At 50.1% G+C, this 14,473-nt stretch carries 17 protein-coding genes; 1 reads left to right on the forward strand and 16 read right to left on the reverse strand.

Annotated features, from left to right (window positions below; genetic code table 11):
- Positions 1–2: 2 nt before the first annotated feature.
- Positions 3–2,048, reverse strand: a complete 2,046-nt coding sequence (glmS, locus tag DUW71_RS06815) for a glutamine--fructose-6-phosphate transaminase (isomerizing) (protein ID WP_407690492.1) — start codon at positions 2,046–2,048, stop codon at positions 3–5.
- Here glmS and DUW71_RS06820 point away from each other — a divergent pair.
- Positions 1,936–2,775, forward strand: a complete 840-nt coding sequence (locus DUW71_RS06820; RefSeq protein WP_119394500.1) for a DMT family transporter — start codon at positions 1,936–1,938, stop codon at positions 2,773–2,775. The genes glmS and DUW71_RS06820 overlap by 113 nt on opposite strands.
- Here DUW71_RS06820 and DUW71_RS06825 read toward each other — a convergent pair.
- The 15 genes from DUW71_RS06825 to DUW71_RS06895 all read right to left on the reverse strand — a co-directional run bounded on the left by DUW71_RS06825 (position 2,772) and on the right by DUW71_RS06895 (position 14,364).
- The gene (locus DUW71_RS06825) at positions 2,772–3,398 is read right to left on the reverse strand and encodes a DapH/DapD/GlmU-related protein (RefSeq protein ID WP_119394501.1); all 627 of its coding nucleotides are present in this window, start codon (positions 3,396–3,398) and stop codon (positions 2,772–2,774) included. The genes DUW71_RS06820 and DUW71_RS06825 overlap by 4 nt on opposite strands.
- Positions 3,395–4,144 (reverse strand): phosphonate metabolism protein PhnP, encoded by a 750-nt coding sequence (phnP, locus tag DUW71_RS06830; protein WP_119394502.1) that lies wholly within the window; start codon positions 4,142–4,144, stop codon positions 3,395–3,397. The genes DUW71_RS06825 and phnP overlap by 4 nt, the downstream gene beginning before the upstream one ends.
- Positions 4,141–4,692 (reverse strand): ribose 1,5-bisphosphokinase, encoded by a 552-nt coding sequence (gene phnN, locus DUW71_RS06835; protein WP_119394503.1) that lies wholly within the window; start codon positions 4,690–4,692, stop codon positions 4,141–4,143. The genes phnP and phnN overlap by 4 nt, the downstream gene beginning before the upstream one ends.
- Positions 4,692–5,828, reverse strand: coding sequence for an alpha-D-ribose 1-methylphosphonate 5-triphosphate diphosphatase (gene phnM, locus DUW71_RS06840; protein ID WP_119394504.1), 1,137 nt, complete (start codon positions 5,826–5,828; stop codon positions 4,692–4,694). Before phnM ends, phnN begins: the two co-directional genes overlap by 1 nt.
- On the reverse strand, positions 5,825–6,514 hold the full coding sequence (phnL, locus tag DUW71_RS06845) for a phosphonate C-P lyase system protein PhnL (protein WP_119394505.1): 690 nt from the start codon (positions 6,512–6,514) through the stop codon (positions 5,825–5,827). The genes phnM and phnL overlap by 4 nt, the downstream gene beginning before the upstream one ends.
- A gap of 13 nt (positions 6,515–6,527) precedes the next feature.
- Complete coding sequence (phnK, locus tag DUW71_RS06850; protein ID WP_233546064.1) at positions 6,528–7,304, reverse strand: phosphonate C-P lyase system protein PhnK; 777 nt, start codon at positions 7,302–7,304, stop codon at positions 6,528–6,530.
- On the reverse strand, positions 7,297–8,139 hold the full coding sequence (locus DUW71_RS06855) for an alpha-D-ribose 1-methylphosphonate 5-phosphate C-P-lyase PhnJ (protein WP_119394507.1): 843 nt from the start codon (positions 8,137–8,139) through the stop codon (positions 7,297–7,299). The genes phnK and DUW71_RS06855 overlap by 8 nt, the downstream gene beginning before the upstream one ends.
- A complete protein-coding gene (locus DUW71_RS06860; protein WP_119394508.1) occupies positions 8,132–9,208 on the reverse strand; it encodes a carbon-phosphorus lyase complex subunit PhnI in 1,077 nt (358 codons plus the stop codon). Before DUW71_RS06860 ends, DUW71_RS06855 begins: the two co-directional genes overlap by 8 nt.
- On the reverse strand, positions 9,193–9,795 hold the full coding sequence (gene phnH, locus DUW71_RS06865; RefSeq protein ID WP_119394509.1) for a phosphonate C-P lyase system protein PhnH: 603 nt from the start codon (positions 9,793–9,795) through the stop codon (positions 9,193–9,195). The genes DUW71_RS06860 and phnH overlap by 16 nt, the downstream gene beginning before the upstream one ends.
- Positions 9,792–10,235 (reverse strand): phosphonate C-P lyase system protein PhnG, encoded by a 444-nt coding sequence (gene phnG / locus DUW71_RS06870; RefSeq protein ID WP_119394510.1) that lies wholly within the window; start codon positions 10,233–10,235, stop codon positions 9,792–9,794. The genes phnH and phnG overlap by 4 nt, the downstream gene beginning before the upstream one ends.
- Positions 10,235–10,930, reverse strand: a complete 696-nt coding sequence (gene phnF / locus DUW71_RS06875) for a phosphonate metabolism transcriptional regulator PhnF (RefSeq protein ID WP_119394511.1) — start codon at positions 10,928–10,930, stop codon at positions 10,235–10,237. The genes phnG and phnF overlap by 1 nt, the downstream gene beginning before the upstream one ends.
- Before the next feature lie 34 nt (positions 10,931–10,964).
- Positions 10,965–11,750 (reverse strand): phosphonate ABC transporter, permease protein PhnE, encoded by a 786-nt coding sequence (phnE, locus tag DUW71_RS06880; protein WP_119394512.1) that lies wholly within the window; start codon positions 11,748–11,750, stop codon positions 10,965–10,967.
- Positions 11,751–11,796: 46 nt separating this feature from the next.
- The gene (gene phnD, locus DUW71_RS06885) at positions 11,797–12,771 is read right to left on the reverse strand and encodes a phosphonate ABC transporter substrate-binding protein (protein WP_119394513.1); all 975 of its coding nucleotides are present in this window, start codon (positions 12,769–12,771) and stop codon (positions 11,797–11,799) included.
- Between the two features lie 15 nt (positions 12,772–12,786).
- Positions 12,787–13,602 (reverse strand): phosphonate ABC transporter ATP-binding protein, encoded by an 816-nt coding sequence (gene phnC / locus DUW71_RS06890; RefSeq protein ID WP_119394514.1) that lies wholly within the window; start codon positions 13,600–13,602, stop codon positions 12,787–12,789.
- A 213-nt stretch (positions 13,603–13,815) separates the two neighbouring features.
- Complete coding sequence (locus tag DUW71_RS06895) at positions 13,816–14,364, reverse strand: class I SAM-dependent methyltransferase (RefSeq protein ID WP_233546066.1); 549 nt, start codon at positions 14,362–14,364, stop codon at positions 13,816–13,818.
- Positions 14,365–14,473 lie beyond the last annotated feature (109 nt).

Here is a 14,473-nt window from a genome sequence, read left to right on the forward strand (position 1 = left end):
CGTCATTCTACGGTGACAGACTTAGCTAGGTTCCTCGGTTGGTCAACATCAGTCCCCTTAATTACGGCAACATGATAGGCCAGTAGTTGCAATGGAATGGTGTAGATAATAGGGGCTAGCATTGGCTCTACTTTTCCCAAGGTTCTTACTTGCATCGTCTCATCACTGTTGAACTGGCACGCGTCGTCGGCAAACACATACAGCAAGCCACCACGGGCCCTAACTTCGGCGATATTTGAAGCGAGCTTACTTAGTAGCTCGTCATTAGGTGCCACCACCACGACAGGAACGCTGTCATCTATGAGTGCTAACGGTCCATGCTTTAACTCACCGGCAGCATAGGCATGGGCATGCATATAGGAAATCTCTTTAAGCTTTAGCGCGCCTTCCATTGCTATTGGGTACAAACTGCCACGACCTAGGAAAATACTGTGCGCCTTGTCGTTAAAATCGCACGCAAGTTGCTGAATTGGTTCGTCTAATAACAAGGACTCTTCAATTTTTGATGGCAACGTTGCTAAGGTCTCAATGATTTTTTCCGTGTTTCGTATGTCTTTCGCTAGCGCCGCTGTAAGCGCCAGCAAACAGGTCAACTGTGTCGTGAAGGCCTTGGTTGAGGCAACACCAACCTCTAAGCCAGCGTGAGTAAGCAATACCCCATCGGCCTCGCGTGCCAAGGATGAAGCAGCAGTATTGGTGACTGCCAATGTGGAGAGATAATCTTGTTTTTTTGCTTGCCTGAGTGCTGCCAATGTATCGGCCGTTTCCCCCGACTGTGAGATAGCAACCAATAATGCACGGTCTGGAATAACAGGGTGGCGATAGCGATATTCGGAAGCAATTTCTACCGAGCAACTAATGCCGGCATATTGCTCTAACCAATATTTAGCAACTAACCCAGCGTGATAAGATGTGCCACAAGCAATGATCTGCACATGATTAATTTGGTTAAGGGTATTGGATTGCAATCCCTGCATTTGCAGTGTGTTATCGCTAAGCAGTGGTGCTAGGGTTTGGCGAATTGCGGTTGGCTGTTCAAAAATCTCCTTCAACATGTAATGCCGAAAGTCACCTTTATTGTTGTCACACGCTGAGCTGTTTACCTCAACCACTGGACGTTGCACAGGTAAACCATTGGCGCAGTAAATGTCGATCTGGTCTTTAGTAATGCGTGCCACATCACCTTCTTCTAAATAGATAAACAGCCGAGTAACCGGCAATAGGGCCATTGGATCCGAGGCAACATAGTGCTCACCCAAGCCAATACCTATAACTAAAGGACTGCCAGAGCGGGCCGCAATCAGTTCGTTTGGATTCAGTGCATCCATGACAACCGTGCCATAGGCGCCTTGCAATTGTTTAGTCATCGCTTGCATGGCTTTTAGAGCGTTGCCGGTTCGATGCATTGTTTGATGCATTAAATGCGCGATGACCTCTGAGTCAGTCGTAGAAACAAACTCATAGCCAGATTCTTCAAGGTTTTGCCTAAGTACTTGGTGATTTTCGATAATGCCATTATGCACAGCGGCAATGCGTTGTCGGCTGGTATGAGGATGGGCATTGACCTGCGTCACACTGCCATGGGTTGCCCAGCGAGTATGGGCAATGCCAATGGTGGATTGGCTAGGCGACTTACTAACCTCTGCTTCTAATAGGTTTACCTTGCCAACCGCCTTGACTGTCTGCAAACTGCCTGTCTCTGATATGTTGCTTAAACCGGCCGAGTCATAACCTCGGTACTCTAAAAGTTTCAAGCCACTTAGCAAAATTTTATTAACTGGGCGCTCTGCAACGGCGCCAATGATTCCACACATGATTACTACTCTTGCCTTGTTGGTTTTTATAATTGGTCTGCATAAATGTAGCCAATAATAAGGCGGTAGAGAATTAATAACGTTTAGACTATGTAGGCCGTGGTGCTCGCTAGGAGAAAAGATGAAGTTGTTTGGCGCAATTGTGTTTGTCCTGCTAGCGTTCGCTGGCAACTCGTTGCTGGCGCGCATCGCGATGATGGACTCCCATATCGACGCCATTAGTTTCACGACCATCAGGCTTGTAAGTGCAGCAGTTATTTTGCTTTGTTTGGTTTCTTGGCGGCAAATTCTTGCAGCGATCTCTTGGCGTCATGGTGGTTTGTTGTGGCTTTATGCGATTGCCAATACTGTGGCGTTTATTAAGTTGCCAACAGCAACTGGGGCACTGGTGCTCTTTGCCATGGTGCAATTGACTATGTTGTTGCTATCTCAACGGCGCGGCGAGAAGTTAAGCGCAATAGGATATATGGGAGCACTATTGGCCCTGGTTGGCTTAGGGGCGTTTTTGTTGCCGAAAGCGAGTATTGATAATGTTGCATATATCGCCGCAGCAATTGTAGCGGGTGTTGCTTGGGGCGCATACAGTGGTGCCAAACAGCAAGCGAGTCCCGTTGTGAGTACGGCGGCTAACTTTATTGTCGCCTCTGCCATGATTCTACCCCTGCAAATAGTCTTAATCTCGCAGCTGTCTATCACCCTAGCAGGCGTTTTGTATGCTGTGGGTTCTGGTGTGATCACTTCGGCGCTTGGTTATGTTTTATGGTATTGGGTTGTACGCCAAATTAGTGGGGGCTTTGCTGCGACAGTGCAGTTATTTGCCCCGGTTATGGCTGCCATCCTTGGCTGGGCATTGATGGGCGAGCAACTTAGCCTAGTTAGTGTTGCGGCCGGTTGTGTTATTTTGCTGGGCATCGCCATCGTGGCGAGCCAAAAAAGCCGTCGCGCTGAGGAAAATACTTAACTAACGGCTTGAACAAACTGCTCCGCATCTTGTCGAAACAGGGGCAGGTATTGTTCAATTTTTTCTAGTGGCCAATCCCACCACGCGATGGCCTCTAAACGCTTAGAAATCGCTGGATCAGAAAACCTTGGTCTGAGTACCTTGGCGGGGTTACCCACAACAATATGCCAAGCGGGCACATCTTTGGTTACCACGCTGCCTGCGCCGATGATGGCACCATTGCCAACATTAACGCCTGGCAGCAATATTGCACCATGGCCAATCCATACATCGTGGCCAATGCGAACACTGTCTTGCTGGCGCCAGTTAAATACGCTGTCGTCTAGGTCATCTGCCATGCCATATTTACCAGCACGATATGTAAAATGATGCTGGGAAGCGCGCCACCAAGGGTGATTACTTGGGTTGATCCTTACGGCGGCAGCAATAGAGCAGAACTTACCCACGTCGCAATACATTAGGTTGCTGTCAGACTCAACGTAGGAATAATCGCCTAGGGTAATATTATTAAGCTTGCAGCGTTCGCCGACTTCGGTGAACACCCCAAGTGTGCAAGCATGCAGCTGTGCGCTATCACTTACGCGTCCACGCTCGGGTAGTACCTGGCTTGCTGGCTGATTCATAATTCAAATTCCTGCTGGTCGTTTACAATGAAAAAGCGGTCGCTGAAAAACTCTGGATGCTGTTCAGTCCACTCTAGCGCCTCGTGTGAAAGGTGAATAAGCCCCATATAGATAGGCTGTAGCTGTTCGAACAGGGCTTTGCTCATCAATATATCGTTGTGGCCCCCTTGGCTTTCGCCCGGTGGATGACTGCTATCGATAAGCACTAAATAGAGATTGCGCGCGAGTAACCACTGGCGGGTGTCTTCTGGCAGACCATAGGTATCAGTTAAATAAGCAATGATTTGCCCTTGATACTCAAAGGCGTAGCCAAACGTTGGTCGACTATGATTAAGAGGGAGGGGGGTGATGTTGACCCCAAACCAATCAAAGGTTTGAAACGCTTTGAGGGCTGGGGCAAAGTGAAAGAGGCCTGGGTGTTTAAATAGGTCATCACAGCCAACCTCATCGTTTGGGCCGTATACTGGAATGCGTCCAACCCCCCAGCGCATATCAAACATCTGCATGACATGATCCATGTGATAGTGCGTTAGCAGCACTCGCTCGATATCGGTAGGGGCGTAACGGCTCGCCAGCTCTGGATGGTTTACATCGACTAGCAAGCGTTTGCCATTGTGCTCTACCATTGCTGAGGTTTTTTGCCGTTGTAGGTGACTATAAACACGCGCTTTCGTGCACACCGTACAGTGACAACCATAAACTGGCACCCCAGCAGTGTTGGCGGTGCCAAGCTGAGTTAATTTCATAGGCTTGTGGCTCCTTGCCAGATGTCACTTTGCTGAATGAATTGATCGAGACTTTCGGTAATGCTGCCGTTGTTGTTAATTCTAATAACGTCATTGTGTGGCAGAGTAAATTGCGCATGGCGCTCAAGGCGTGCTTGTATTTCGCTGGTCGATTCGCGCCCGCGTTGGTGCAGCCGCTGGGCCAATACGTCAGTGGCTACATCTACCCAAACACCCTGCAAACGGCTGCCATAGTCTTGTTTGGCTTGCTCATAATACGCCCGAGAGCCGTTGACTAAAACGGGTACACTTTGCCATTGGTCAATTTCGCAGCCAATGCCATAGTACAGGCCGTTGGCCTGCCAATGCATGGCAAATAAGCCAAGGCGTAAGCGCAATTGAAACTCGCTCACTGACAACTCGATATGATTTTCGCTGCCAGCATCGCTAGCGCGGGTAATGTAACGCGGTGCGACCAACAGCTCACCTTCAAACTGCTTGCGAACCGCATGAATTAGGCTGTCTTTACCACTGCCAGAGGCGCCCATAAAGTAATAAATCTTGGCCATTAGAACACTCGCTTACCGCGCCTGTAGGCGTGTTCAACATAAGGCTGGCTAGCGTGACGTTTAACAAGTATTAGGTCAGCCTGCTTGCCAATAGCCAGTTCACCTCGGTCTTCTAGCCCAAGTGTGTTCGCTGCATTCAATGTGGCAAGTCGGGTCGCATCCGCCAAGGTATGGGGCGTGTCTTGATCATCGGCAAGCTGGAAAATCGCATCCAGCAGGCTATGAGGGAAATAATCCGACGACAATAAATCCAAAACGCCAGCTTGTGCCAGTGATTTGGCAGCAATGTTGCCCGAATGTGAGCCGCCGCGAACGATATTAGGCGCGCCCATTAACACCTTCATGCCATGCTGATGTGAGCGTGTGGCGGCCGCCAACGTCGTTGGGAATTCTGCCATCTTGGCCCCCAAGCTTGCTGACTCATCAGCATGTTCATCGGTGGCGTCATCATGGCTGGCAAGCGCGATACCATGCGCTTTACAGAGGTTAGCAATCGCTAAGCGATTGCGTTGCGAGTACTTCGCTGAGCGGGCGCGCTGCTCAGCTTCAAATGCTTGCATTTCAATGTCGCTGTAACCGTATTTGCCTTGGTAGTAGGTGCGGTACTTGTCAAGATTTACAAATTGGCGTTGACCAGGTGAATGATCCATCACTGAGATCATTTTCAGGTTTGCCATGCCAACGAAAGCCTGCGCTTGTTCGGCGGTATCCTCGTTGGGTAATTCACAGCGCACGTGCAGCAAATGCTCAGCGCGATTAACGCCGCGGTTCTCACTTTCGGTAACCGTTTTGACCATATCTGCCACAATGTTTTGGCGCGTACCCCCATCGCGTACATCGCCAATGGCCACAGCATCGAGTACCGTGGTGATGCCACTGCCAATAAGCTGCTTATCGTGGGCAGACATAGCAGAGAAGGGCGGCCAGCTGACTTTTGGCCTTGGGGTGAAATACTTCTCTAAGTTATCTGTATGAAGCTCAATTAAGCCTGGCATTAGCCAGGCACCTTCGCCATCAACGGTGTTTGCAAGGTGGCATTTGCCTGTGTCGATACGGTGGATTAAGCCATTTTTGACCTCAATGCTGCCATCCATTACCTCATTGGCTAGCACTAATTTAACATTACTGATGATCATGAGTTCGCTCCCTGCGCGGCAAGATGATACAGACGGTCGGCGACGCGGTTGCGCACATAGGCATCATGAAAAATGCCAACGATTGCAGCACCGCGCTGTTTGGCTTGCTCAATCAGCTCAATGACGACTTCGCGGTTTTGCTCATCTAGTGACGCGGTTGGCTCATCGAGTAGTAAAATCGGGTGATCAACAACAAAACCACTAGCAATATTGACCCGCTGCTGCTCGCCGCCAGAAAACGTGGCGGGTGCGAGGTGCCAAAGTGATTCTGGCACGTTGAGCCTAGCGAGCATTTCTTCGCTACGCTGTTTTGCCTGCGCTCGGCTCAGTCCAGCTTCTATGGCGGGTTGCATCACAATTTCTAGCGCTGTGGTGCGTGGAATAACGCGTAAAAACTGACTGACCCAACCGAGTGTTTGGCGGCGCAGGGCAATCATGGTGCGTGGTTCAATGCCAGCAAGCTCAAGCCATTGACCTTGATGCCTAACTTGTACTGAACCTTGCTCGATTAAATAGTTGCCATATAGGCTTCGCAGTAACGTAGATTTACCTGAGCCAGATGGCCCGTGTAACACCACGCACTCGCCTGCCGCCACTGAAAAACTTGCTTGTTGTAACACCGATAGTTCAACACCACCTTGGTTGTGCAAGGTGAACTGTTTGCTGACTTGATTAACTCGAATCATTTCCGTCTCCTGTTCACTGTTGCAGAACCGACGACACAAGAAGCTGTGTGTAGGCATGTTGAGGGTCGTCGAGCACTTGGTCGGTTAAGCCCGTTTCGACAATCTCACTGTTTTTCATCACGACTAAGCGGTCTGCCAGTAGGCGAGCTACACCTAGATCATGCGTGACGATAATGACCGCAAGGTTAAGCTCTTGCACTAAGCGGCGCATCAAATCGAGCAACTTAGCTTGTACAGATACATCCAAACCACCGGTTGGCTCGTCCATAAAAATTAAGCTCGGTTCGGTGACGAGGTTGCGGGCAATTTGCAAGCGTTGCTGCATGCCCCCTGAGTAGGTGAGCGGCGTGTCATCAATGCGGTCGATATCAATTTCAACGTCTGCTAGCCATTGGCTTGCCCGAGCTCTAATATCACCATAGTGGCGGCTGCCGACTGCCATAAGGCGCTCACCAATGTTGCCGCCTGCACTAACGCGAGGGCGCAAGCCATCCAATGGATGCTGGTGCACTACCCCAAGTTCGCTGCGCAGCAAATGGCGGCGTTTAGACTCACTCACTTGAAATAAAGAGTGCACTTGCTGGTTGCGATCACGGTAGAGCACCTCTCCTACGTCGGGTTGCTCACGACCAGATATCACGCGCAATAGGGTTGATTTGCCCGAACCAGACTCACCCACGATGCCTAAAACTTCACCTGGGTATAGGTCGAAGCTAATGTTTTGGCAGCCTTTGTTTGGCTGATACAACTTGCTGATTTGCTTAACTTGCAATAAGGCTTGATCAGTCACGGTTCGCCTCCTGTTGCTGGCGGCAGTAATCGGTATCTGAACAGATGAATTGGCGTGTGCCTCGATCATCGAGCACGACTTCATCTAAGAAACTATCTTGTGCACCACAAATGGCGCACGGCTCATCCCAGGATTGCACTTCAAATGGGTGATCTTCGAAATCTAAGCTGCTTACCTGGGTATAGGGTGGAATCGCATAGATACGCTTTTCTCGACCGGCACCAAACAACTGCAAAGCTGGGCTTTGATGCATTTTAGGGTTGTCGAATTTTGGAATTGGTGAGGGGTCCATGATGTAGTGCGCATTGACCTTCACTGGGTAGGCGTAGGCCGTGGCAATATGGCCATAGCGGGCAATATCTTCATAGAGCTTCACATGCATCACACCGTATTCTTGCAGCGCATGCATTAGTCTTGTTTCGGTTTCACGTGGCTCAATAAAGCGCAACGGTTCTGGAATGGGTACTTGATACACCAGTATCTGCCCAGCCTGCAGTGGTGACTCGGGGATGCGGTGGCGGGTTTGAATAATACTGGCTTCACTCGTGACTTCGGTGGTCTTGGCTTGTGCTAGGGTTTGAAAGAACTTGCGAATGGATACCGCGTTAGTGGTATCGTCGGCCCCTTGGTCGATGACTTTTAGGGTGTCTTGCTTGCCAATGACAGCGCACGTGACTTGCATGCCTCCGGTTCCCCAGCCATATGGCATTGGCATCTCGCGGCTGGCAAATGGAATTTGAAAGCCAGGAATGGCAACGGCCTTGAGAATACTGCGGCGCAGCATGCGTTTGGTTTGTTCATCTAAATAAGCATAGTTATAGGCTTGATCAGTCATGACAGGCCTCCTGAAATTCAGCTTGCAGCTGGCGAATTAACGCCAGTTCACTTTGAAAATCGACGTAGTGCGGTAATTTAAGGTGGGAAACAAAACCCGCTGCTTCAACATTGTCGCTATGGGCGAGAACAAACTCTTCGTCTTGCGCTGGGCTGCTGACCGGCTCGTTGTAGACGCGCGTCATAAGGGCACGATCGAGCAATGACATGGCCATGGCTTTGCGTTCGCTAAAGCCAAATGCCAGGCCATAACCGCGGGTAAATTTAGGTTTGCTTTTTTTATCACCGGTAAAGCCAGTAATCATTTGGCACTCAGTCACTTCAATGCTGCCTATCTCAATGGCAAAGCCAAGCTCTTCTGGCACTACCGAGACGGTCACTTGGCCTTGGCGAATTTCACCGGCAAATGGGTGATTGCGCCCATAACCACGTTGGGTGGAATAACCCAGGGCTAATAAATAACCTTCATCGCCGCGGGCAAGTTGTTGCAGGCGCTCACTGCGACTTGCTGGGAAGGTTGGTGGCTCACTGGTGATGTCACCAGGTGGGGTTTGGTCGTCTTCTTCAAGCACTAACAAACCAAGCTTTTCTAGGATCTGACAGACACTGGCGAACTCTGGTTTGTCGTCGCTGAGCACTTCTTTAAGCTCGGTTTGTTCACTTGGACTAAGCAGTGAGAAGTCTAACAAGCGGTGGCTGTAATCATAGGTTGGGCCTAAGACTTGTCCGCCAGGGATATCTTTAAACACGGCTGAAATGCGCCGTTCAATTTCTACTGAGTTGGTGTCGATTGGTTCAAGGCTAGCTAAACGCGGTAGAGTAGTGCGATAAGCACGTAGGAGAAAAATTGCCTCAACCAAATCACCGCTGGCTTGCTTGATGGCCAGTGCCGCTAGGGTTTTATCGTAAACCCCCCCCTCGCACATGACTCGATCTACGGCGCCAGAAAGCTGCTTGGCAATTTGCCCCACGGCCAGCTCTGGTTCGTTGGTATCGCCGCGCCGTTTATGTGCCTGCAGTGCGTGTGCGGCATCGATGGCCTTTTCACCCCCTTTTACTGCGACGTACATACCGCCTCCTTATCAACTTGGGTAGAGCGCGCTAGGGCGCACACTTGGGTTTTGCTGAAGAAAAACGTGTCATAGCCAAGCGGAAACTGCTGGTGATTGACTTGCAGCATGGCAACTTGCGCATCCGTTAACTTAGCGATTGCCAGCTGCCTGGTGGTTTGAATGCCAGGCCCTTGCAGGTGCAAGTGAGTACCTTGGCCAAAGGTGTCTACCTGAACAAAGAATGTGCAATTAAGCTGAGGTTGAGCTTCGTCACCAATTTTGAACTCTCGCATGTTGGTGAACTCTGCCAATGTCAGCAGGGCAAAATCGGCTAGGTAAGGCTCAGCGACAAGGGTGCAGCCACAATGGAACACGAGATTCGCGCGCACAGATTCTTGGTTGAGTGCATGGCTTAGATACACAGAGGTTGTGTTATCACAAAGTGTTAGGGTGGCTGCCGTCAAACTTGCGCCAAGGGGCGCGAACTGCATACCTTGATCTAAACCATGGATAGTGCCTGGTTCTGCGATAGCGGTTAAAAGCGTGCGAAAACTCTGCTGAGCGCTATGGACTGGGTCACTGAAACTTGCGGTGATGTGGTTCATTCACTTTCTCCTCGTACCAGCGTAAAGAAATCAACCTTAGTGGCCTGTGTGCGTGCACGTGCCTGAGCTAGATTTGTTTGGCGCGCACTGGCTAACGGCTTAATCACCGCTTGCTGGATGTTGTCGTGGTGCTGGGTTTGCAGCAGCGCATCAAGTAAGGCAATGCGTAAACAATGGTCGTGGTCGCGCCCTAAAACGTAACCGACACCCATTTCGCCGCTTGGCAAGCGGATGACAGCGCGAGTCATTGTGGCATCACCGATATTAAAGGCGTTGCCAGAGCCGCCCATGCGCCCACGAACTTGTGCAAGGCCACTTTCTGGCTGGCGCAGTACTTCGTACTCAGTCGTTAGATTGAGCTGTTGCCAGTACTGAGCAAGTTGCTGCGGCTGGCTGTGCGCTAGCGTGGACAGCCATGCTTGTCGATCTTCTGTATTCATTAATGCTCCAATTGAATCTCAACCAAGTCTGATCTGGTGTGGGCTCTTGAATATTCAGCGACTTGCCCCGTGCTTGGTATGACATTGATGGTTTTTAAAACGAGTAGTGGGGTGCGCGAACAAACGCCGAGTTGCTCGCAGCATTGGCGCTTGGGTAGCTTGGCGCTTACCTTCGTTTCTTGGCGTTGCAAGACCACTTGGTATTGCTCGGCGATGAACTTATGCAGTGAGCCATGAGCGAAGTGTTTAAGCGCTGGCCACCATTGGCTAACTGGCAAATAGTGGTCAATTAGGGTAAGTGGCGTGCCATTTACCTTGCGCAATGTCACCATATGCATGACTTGGCTTTCTTCATCGATCGCCAATATTTCCGCTAACTTTTTGGTTGCAGGAATCATTCGTCGACTAATGACCTTGGCACTTGGCAAGCTGCCTTGCTCAAGAAGGTTATCGGTGAACTTGGCTTTTCGATGCAGCGGGTAAACATAGGGTGTACTGCGCACACGCGTACCACGCCCTTGCTGGCGATCAATTAAGCCAGAAAATGCCAACTCATCGAGCGCTCGGCGAATCGTGTGTCGATTAACGCCGAAACGCGCGGCCATACTGGCTTCACTAGCAAGTAAATCGCCTGGCGAGTGGTGTTGGCGAATGTCGTGCTCAAGCGCGTTGGCAATGTCTAAGTACTTGCGCATAGTTGACCTGTCTAGACAAGTGATGGCAAAAAAATTAGATGAAACGCTTGCGAATATGCTGCGAGGCATAGTCAATCAGGCTAACGGTAACAATGATCACCAGCATGATGGCGGCCGTCTGTTGGAACTGGAAACTGCGAATGGCTTCCCATAGCAATACGCCAATCCCCCCTGCGCCCACCATGCCAACCACGGTTGCCGAGCGAACATTAGACTCGAAACGATACAGCGCAAAGCTCACCCAAAGCGGCATAACCTGCGGCAAAACGCCATAAATAATCTCTTCCAATCGTGATGCACCGGTTGCGCGAACGCCATCAATTGGGCCTTGTTCAATCGCCTCAACCGCTTCCGAGAAAAGTTTGGCCAACACACCTGTGGTGTGAACAAATAAAGCCAGTACACCGGCAAATGGGCCAAGTCCTACTGCGACAACAAACAACATGGCAAACACCATTTCATTGATGGCGCGGGCGGCATCCATTAGGCGGCGCAGCGGTTGGTACACCCATACTGGTACCAAATTGTCCGAGCACAAGAAGCCTAATGGCACAGACAATACAACGGCCAACAAGGTGCCCCAGATGGCAATTTGAATGGTAATGACGGTTTCTTTTAAGTAGAGCTGCAAGTTGCCAAAATCCGGTGGGAAGAAGTCACCGGCCAGTACCGCCATGTTTTCAGCGTCTTTAACCAGCATCCAAGGGTTCATTTCCGCCCCTTGCCAAGCCCAGGCCAGTACAAGCGCTAGCACAAATAGGCCTAGCCATTTAGCGGCCATTTGCCAGCGCGTTGGGGTTAACTCAATAGAGTGGTTCATAACATTCTCCAAACGAGGGCAGCTTGGCTGCCCTCATGATTTAGAATTATTGCTCTAGAGCCGCCATTAAGCGGTTCAGCTCGGCAAGCTGGTTATTGATGGATGCCAGCTCTTCACGGTCGCTATTGCTCAGTGACTCTTTGTTCATCAACACAGTGCGTTGCTTGAATAGCTCAAGTTGGCGGATAGGAAGAAGCTGAAGATCGCTAGAAGGCTTAAACGGTGCCCAATCTAGATTGGCCAACACTTCTAGCTCTTTCGGATCACCTGATTGGCCGAACTGCATAAAGAAGTTATATAGCTCGCTCTTAACCGATTCAGGCAGGTTTTTGCGCCAAACAATTGGATCAGAAGGGATCAGCGGTGAGCGCCAGATTTCGCGTAGATTTTCGTAACGCTCCGGGTTGCTTTCTTGGAAGCGGCGCAGACTTTCGGTGTTATTCGTGGCTACATCCACTTGTTTGTTGACCACGGCAAACAAGTTCACTTCGTGGCTTGCGTTGACGGCGCGTTTAAAATCAGTGGCTTTGATGTCGTTCTGGGCGAAAACATAGTACGACGGCACCAAGAAGCCCGAAGTTGAGTTTGGATCACCATTACCGAATGCCAGCTCTTGGCGATTGTCGATGACATCTTGCAGATCATAGAGGTCGCTGTCTTTGTGAGTAACCAAAACTGACCAGTAACCAGGGTTGCCGTTTAGGTCTACGGTTTGGGCAAAAATTTCACCACCTGCACGGTCGACCGCTTCCATGGCTGATTTGTTGCCAAACCAAGCGACGTCTACCTTATCAAAGCGCATGCCTTGGATGATGCCAGCGTAGTCAGGGGCAAAATAAGCATTGATTTCCATGCCTAGCTGATCGCTCATTTCATCCAAGAAAGGCTGCCAGATGGTGCTTAGATTTTGCTGAGACTCAGTTGAAATAATGCCAAAGTTCAACTCATCCATTGCCACAACAGATGCTGTTGCAAAAGATAACGAAAGGCCAAGGCCTATTTTTTTTAGTGTGCCAATCATAGTGGACTCCGTTTATTAGGAAAAAGATGCCTGAAGGCGAGGGTCGGGAATGAAACTTGTTTTTTCTGGTGTGTTCTCGGCGCTGTATAAGCGTGAAAGCACTTGTTCGGTGAGGCCCTGTGAGCTGCCCTGATAGAAGACTTCACCTTGGCGCAAGCCAACAATTTCTTGGCAATACTGTTTGGCGTAGTCCACTTGGTGTAGGGTCACGATCACAGGAATCTGAAATTCTTCGCTGATTTCGCTAAGCAGCGTCATCACGGTTTTAGACGACTCGGGGTCGAGTGATGCAATCGGCTCATCGGCTAAGATAATCTTGGCCTTTTGCATCAGTGAGCGGGCGATGGCGACGCGTTGCTGCTGTCCGCCAGATAGCGTACCTACCCGTTGGCGAGCAAAGTCAGCCATGCCCACACGTGCTAAGGCAGCCAGTGCCTCTTGTTTTTGCACTAGGGTGAAGTTGCCGGTTAGGGTGCGCCACTTTGGTGTGTGATGCAGGGCACCGATTAACACATTGGTGAGTACGTCTAAGCGGTTTACGAGATTGAACTGCTGAAAAATATAACCAGTGTGGGCGCGCACTTGGCGAATCTCGCGGCTGAGTTTGCCGTTTTGCTGCACTAGCTTGCCCATTACCTCAATGCGGTTAGGGTGTGCTTTGCTGGCGCAAGTTAGCCCTGATAAATGGCGTAATAATGTTGATTTTCCTGAGCCCGAAGGGCCAAGCAGTGCGGTGAGCTGGCCGTGTTCAACGGTTAGGTCGATACCACGCAAGGCAAACTTATTGCCAAACTGCTTGCTAACATTTTCAAGGGATACCACGGTTGTCATGAGCCTTACCCAATTCGTCTGGATTTGCGGTAAAGGTGACAACTTGGTGTGTCGAACAGATGACGAGTTTTACACAGAATTATGACGGGCTTTGCGCCCTTGAACTTGGTCTAAGGCAGCAAGCAAGCAACACAGAGCAGAGTGTTTGATTATTGAGCTAACTTGTCTAGATCAATATTTCTATAAAAATTCATTTTGACAGCAGTTGAGGGGCTAGCGCTTTTGCATCAAAGCAACATCTTTCGCTGGTGTGTGCATGAACCAACCATATCTTTTAGCTAAAAACTGCAAGGTTTCCTGCTTATAGAACACTACATGGGTGGGGTCGCGCCGATAGTGCCAGTTAGCAAACTTAGCATCATCTGTTTGCCAGCAGGTCATAATGGCGAGCCAAGCACCGGGCTTTAGCAGTTGATCTAATTTGGCAAATTCTTGTGCGGGCTGGTGGAAGTGCTCAGCTACTTCAGTGCAAGTAATAAAGTCATAGCGCTCATTAAGCACGCTGGCATCGGGATGAAAAAACGGGTCGTATAGCGCGACTTGATGGCCAAGCTCAGACATCATTTTTGCCAGCAATGGGCCCGGGCCACAGCCATAATCGAGGCCGCTTGAGTGAGGCCTAAGCGTGCTATGCAGTGGCTCAGCAAGCTTAGCAAGAAATTTGCGGTAGCCAGCAGACTGAGTATCGTTGTTATGTTGCTGATACTCACTTAACTCTTCGTCGCTCGTCGGCAGGCTCTCTGGCGCCAGGAAAGTGGCCATACAGTTCTGGCAGCGCAAGTAATCCTTATTTGATATGCGTTGAAACAAATGGGTGTTAGTGCTGCGGCAAACAGGGCAGTGAGACGTCATGGGAATGTTAATGATTACC

The sequence above is a fragment of the Salinibius halmophilus genome (assembly GCF_003577475.1).
Classification (GTDB): Bacteria; Pseudomonadota; Gammaproteobacteria; order Pseudomonadales; family Natronospirillaceae; genus Salinibius; species Salinibius halmophilus.

Coding starts and splice junctions, on each gene's coding strand:
- phnE (WP_119394512.1), bottom strand. CDS start 11,750: ATGAACCACTCTATTGAGTTAACCCCAACGCGCTGGCAAATGGCCGCT.
- DUW71_RS06895 (WP_233546066.1), bottom strand. CDS start 14,364: ATGGCCACTTTCCTGGCGCCAGAGAGCCTGCCGACGAGCGACGAAGAG.
- DUW71_RS06855 (WP_119394507.1), bottom strand. CDS start 8,139: ATGACTGATCAAGCCTATAACTATGCTTATTTAGATGAACAAACCAAA.
- DUW71_RS06825 (WP_119394501.1), bottom strand. CDS start 3,398: ATGAATCAGCCAGCAAGCCAGGTACTACCCGAGCGTGGACGCGTAAGT.
- DUW71_RS06820 (WP_119394500.1), top strand. CDS start 1,936: ATGAAGTTGTTTGGCGCAATTGTGTTTGTCCTGCTAGCGTTCGCTGGC.
- phnP (WP_119394502.1), bottom strand. CDS start 4,144: ATGAAATTAACTCAGCTTGGCACCGCCAACACTGCTGGGGTGCCAGTT.
- phnG (WP_119394510.1), bottom strand. CDS start 10,235: ATGAATACAGAAGATCGACAAGCATGGCTGTCCACGCTAGCGCACAGC.
- phnL (WP_119394505.1), bottom strand. CDS start 6,514: ATGATTCGAGTTAATCAAGTCAGCAAACAGTTCACCTTGCACAACCAA.
- phnN (WP_119394503.1), bottom strand. CDS start 4,692: ATGGCCAAGATTTATTACTTTATGGGCGCCTCTGGCAGTGGTAAAGAC.
- phnC (WP_119394514.1), bottom strand. CDS start 13,602: ATGACAACCGTGGTATCCCTTGAAAATGTTAGCAAGCAGTTTGGCAAT.
- DUW71_RS06860 (WP_119394508.1), bottom strand. CDS start 9,208: ATGTACGTCGCAGTAAAAGGGGGTGAAAAGGCCATCGATGCCGCACAC.
- phnM (WP_119394504.1), bottom strand. CDS start 5,828: ATGATCATCAGTAATGTTAAATTAGTGCTAGCCAATGAGGTAATGGAT.
- glmS (WP_407690492.1), bottom strand. CDS start 2,048: ATGGTCGTGAAACTAATGGCGTCGATATGGGAGTCCATCATCGCGATG.
- phnD (WP_119394513.1), bottom strand. CDS start 12,771: ATGATTGGCACACTAAAAAAAATAGGCCTTGGCCTTTCGTTATCTTTT.
- phnH (WP_119394509.1), bottom strand. CDS start 9,795: ATGAACCACATCACCGCAAGTTTCAGTGACCCAGTCCATAGCGCTCAG.
- phnF (WP_119394511.1), bottom strand. CDS start 10,930: ATGCGCAAGTACTTAGACATTGCCAACGCGCTTGAGCACGACATTCGC.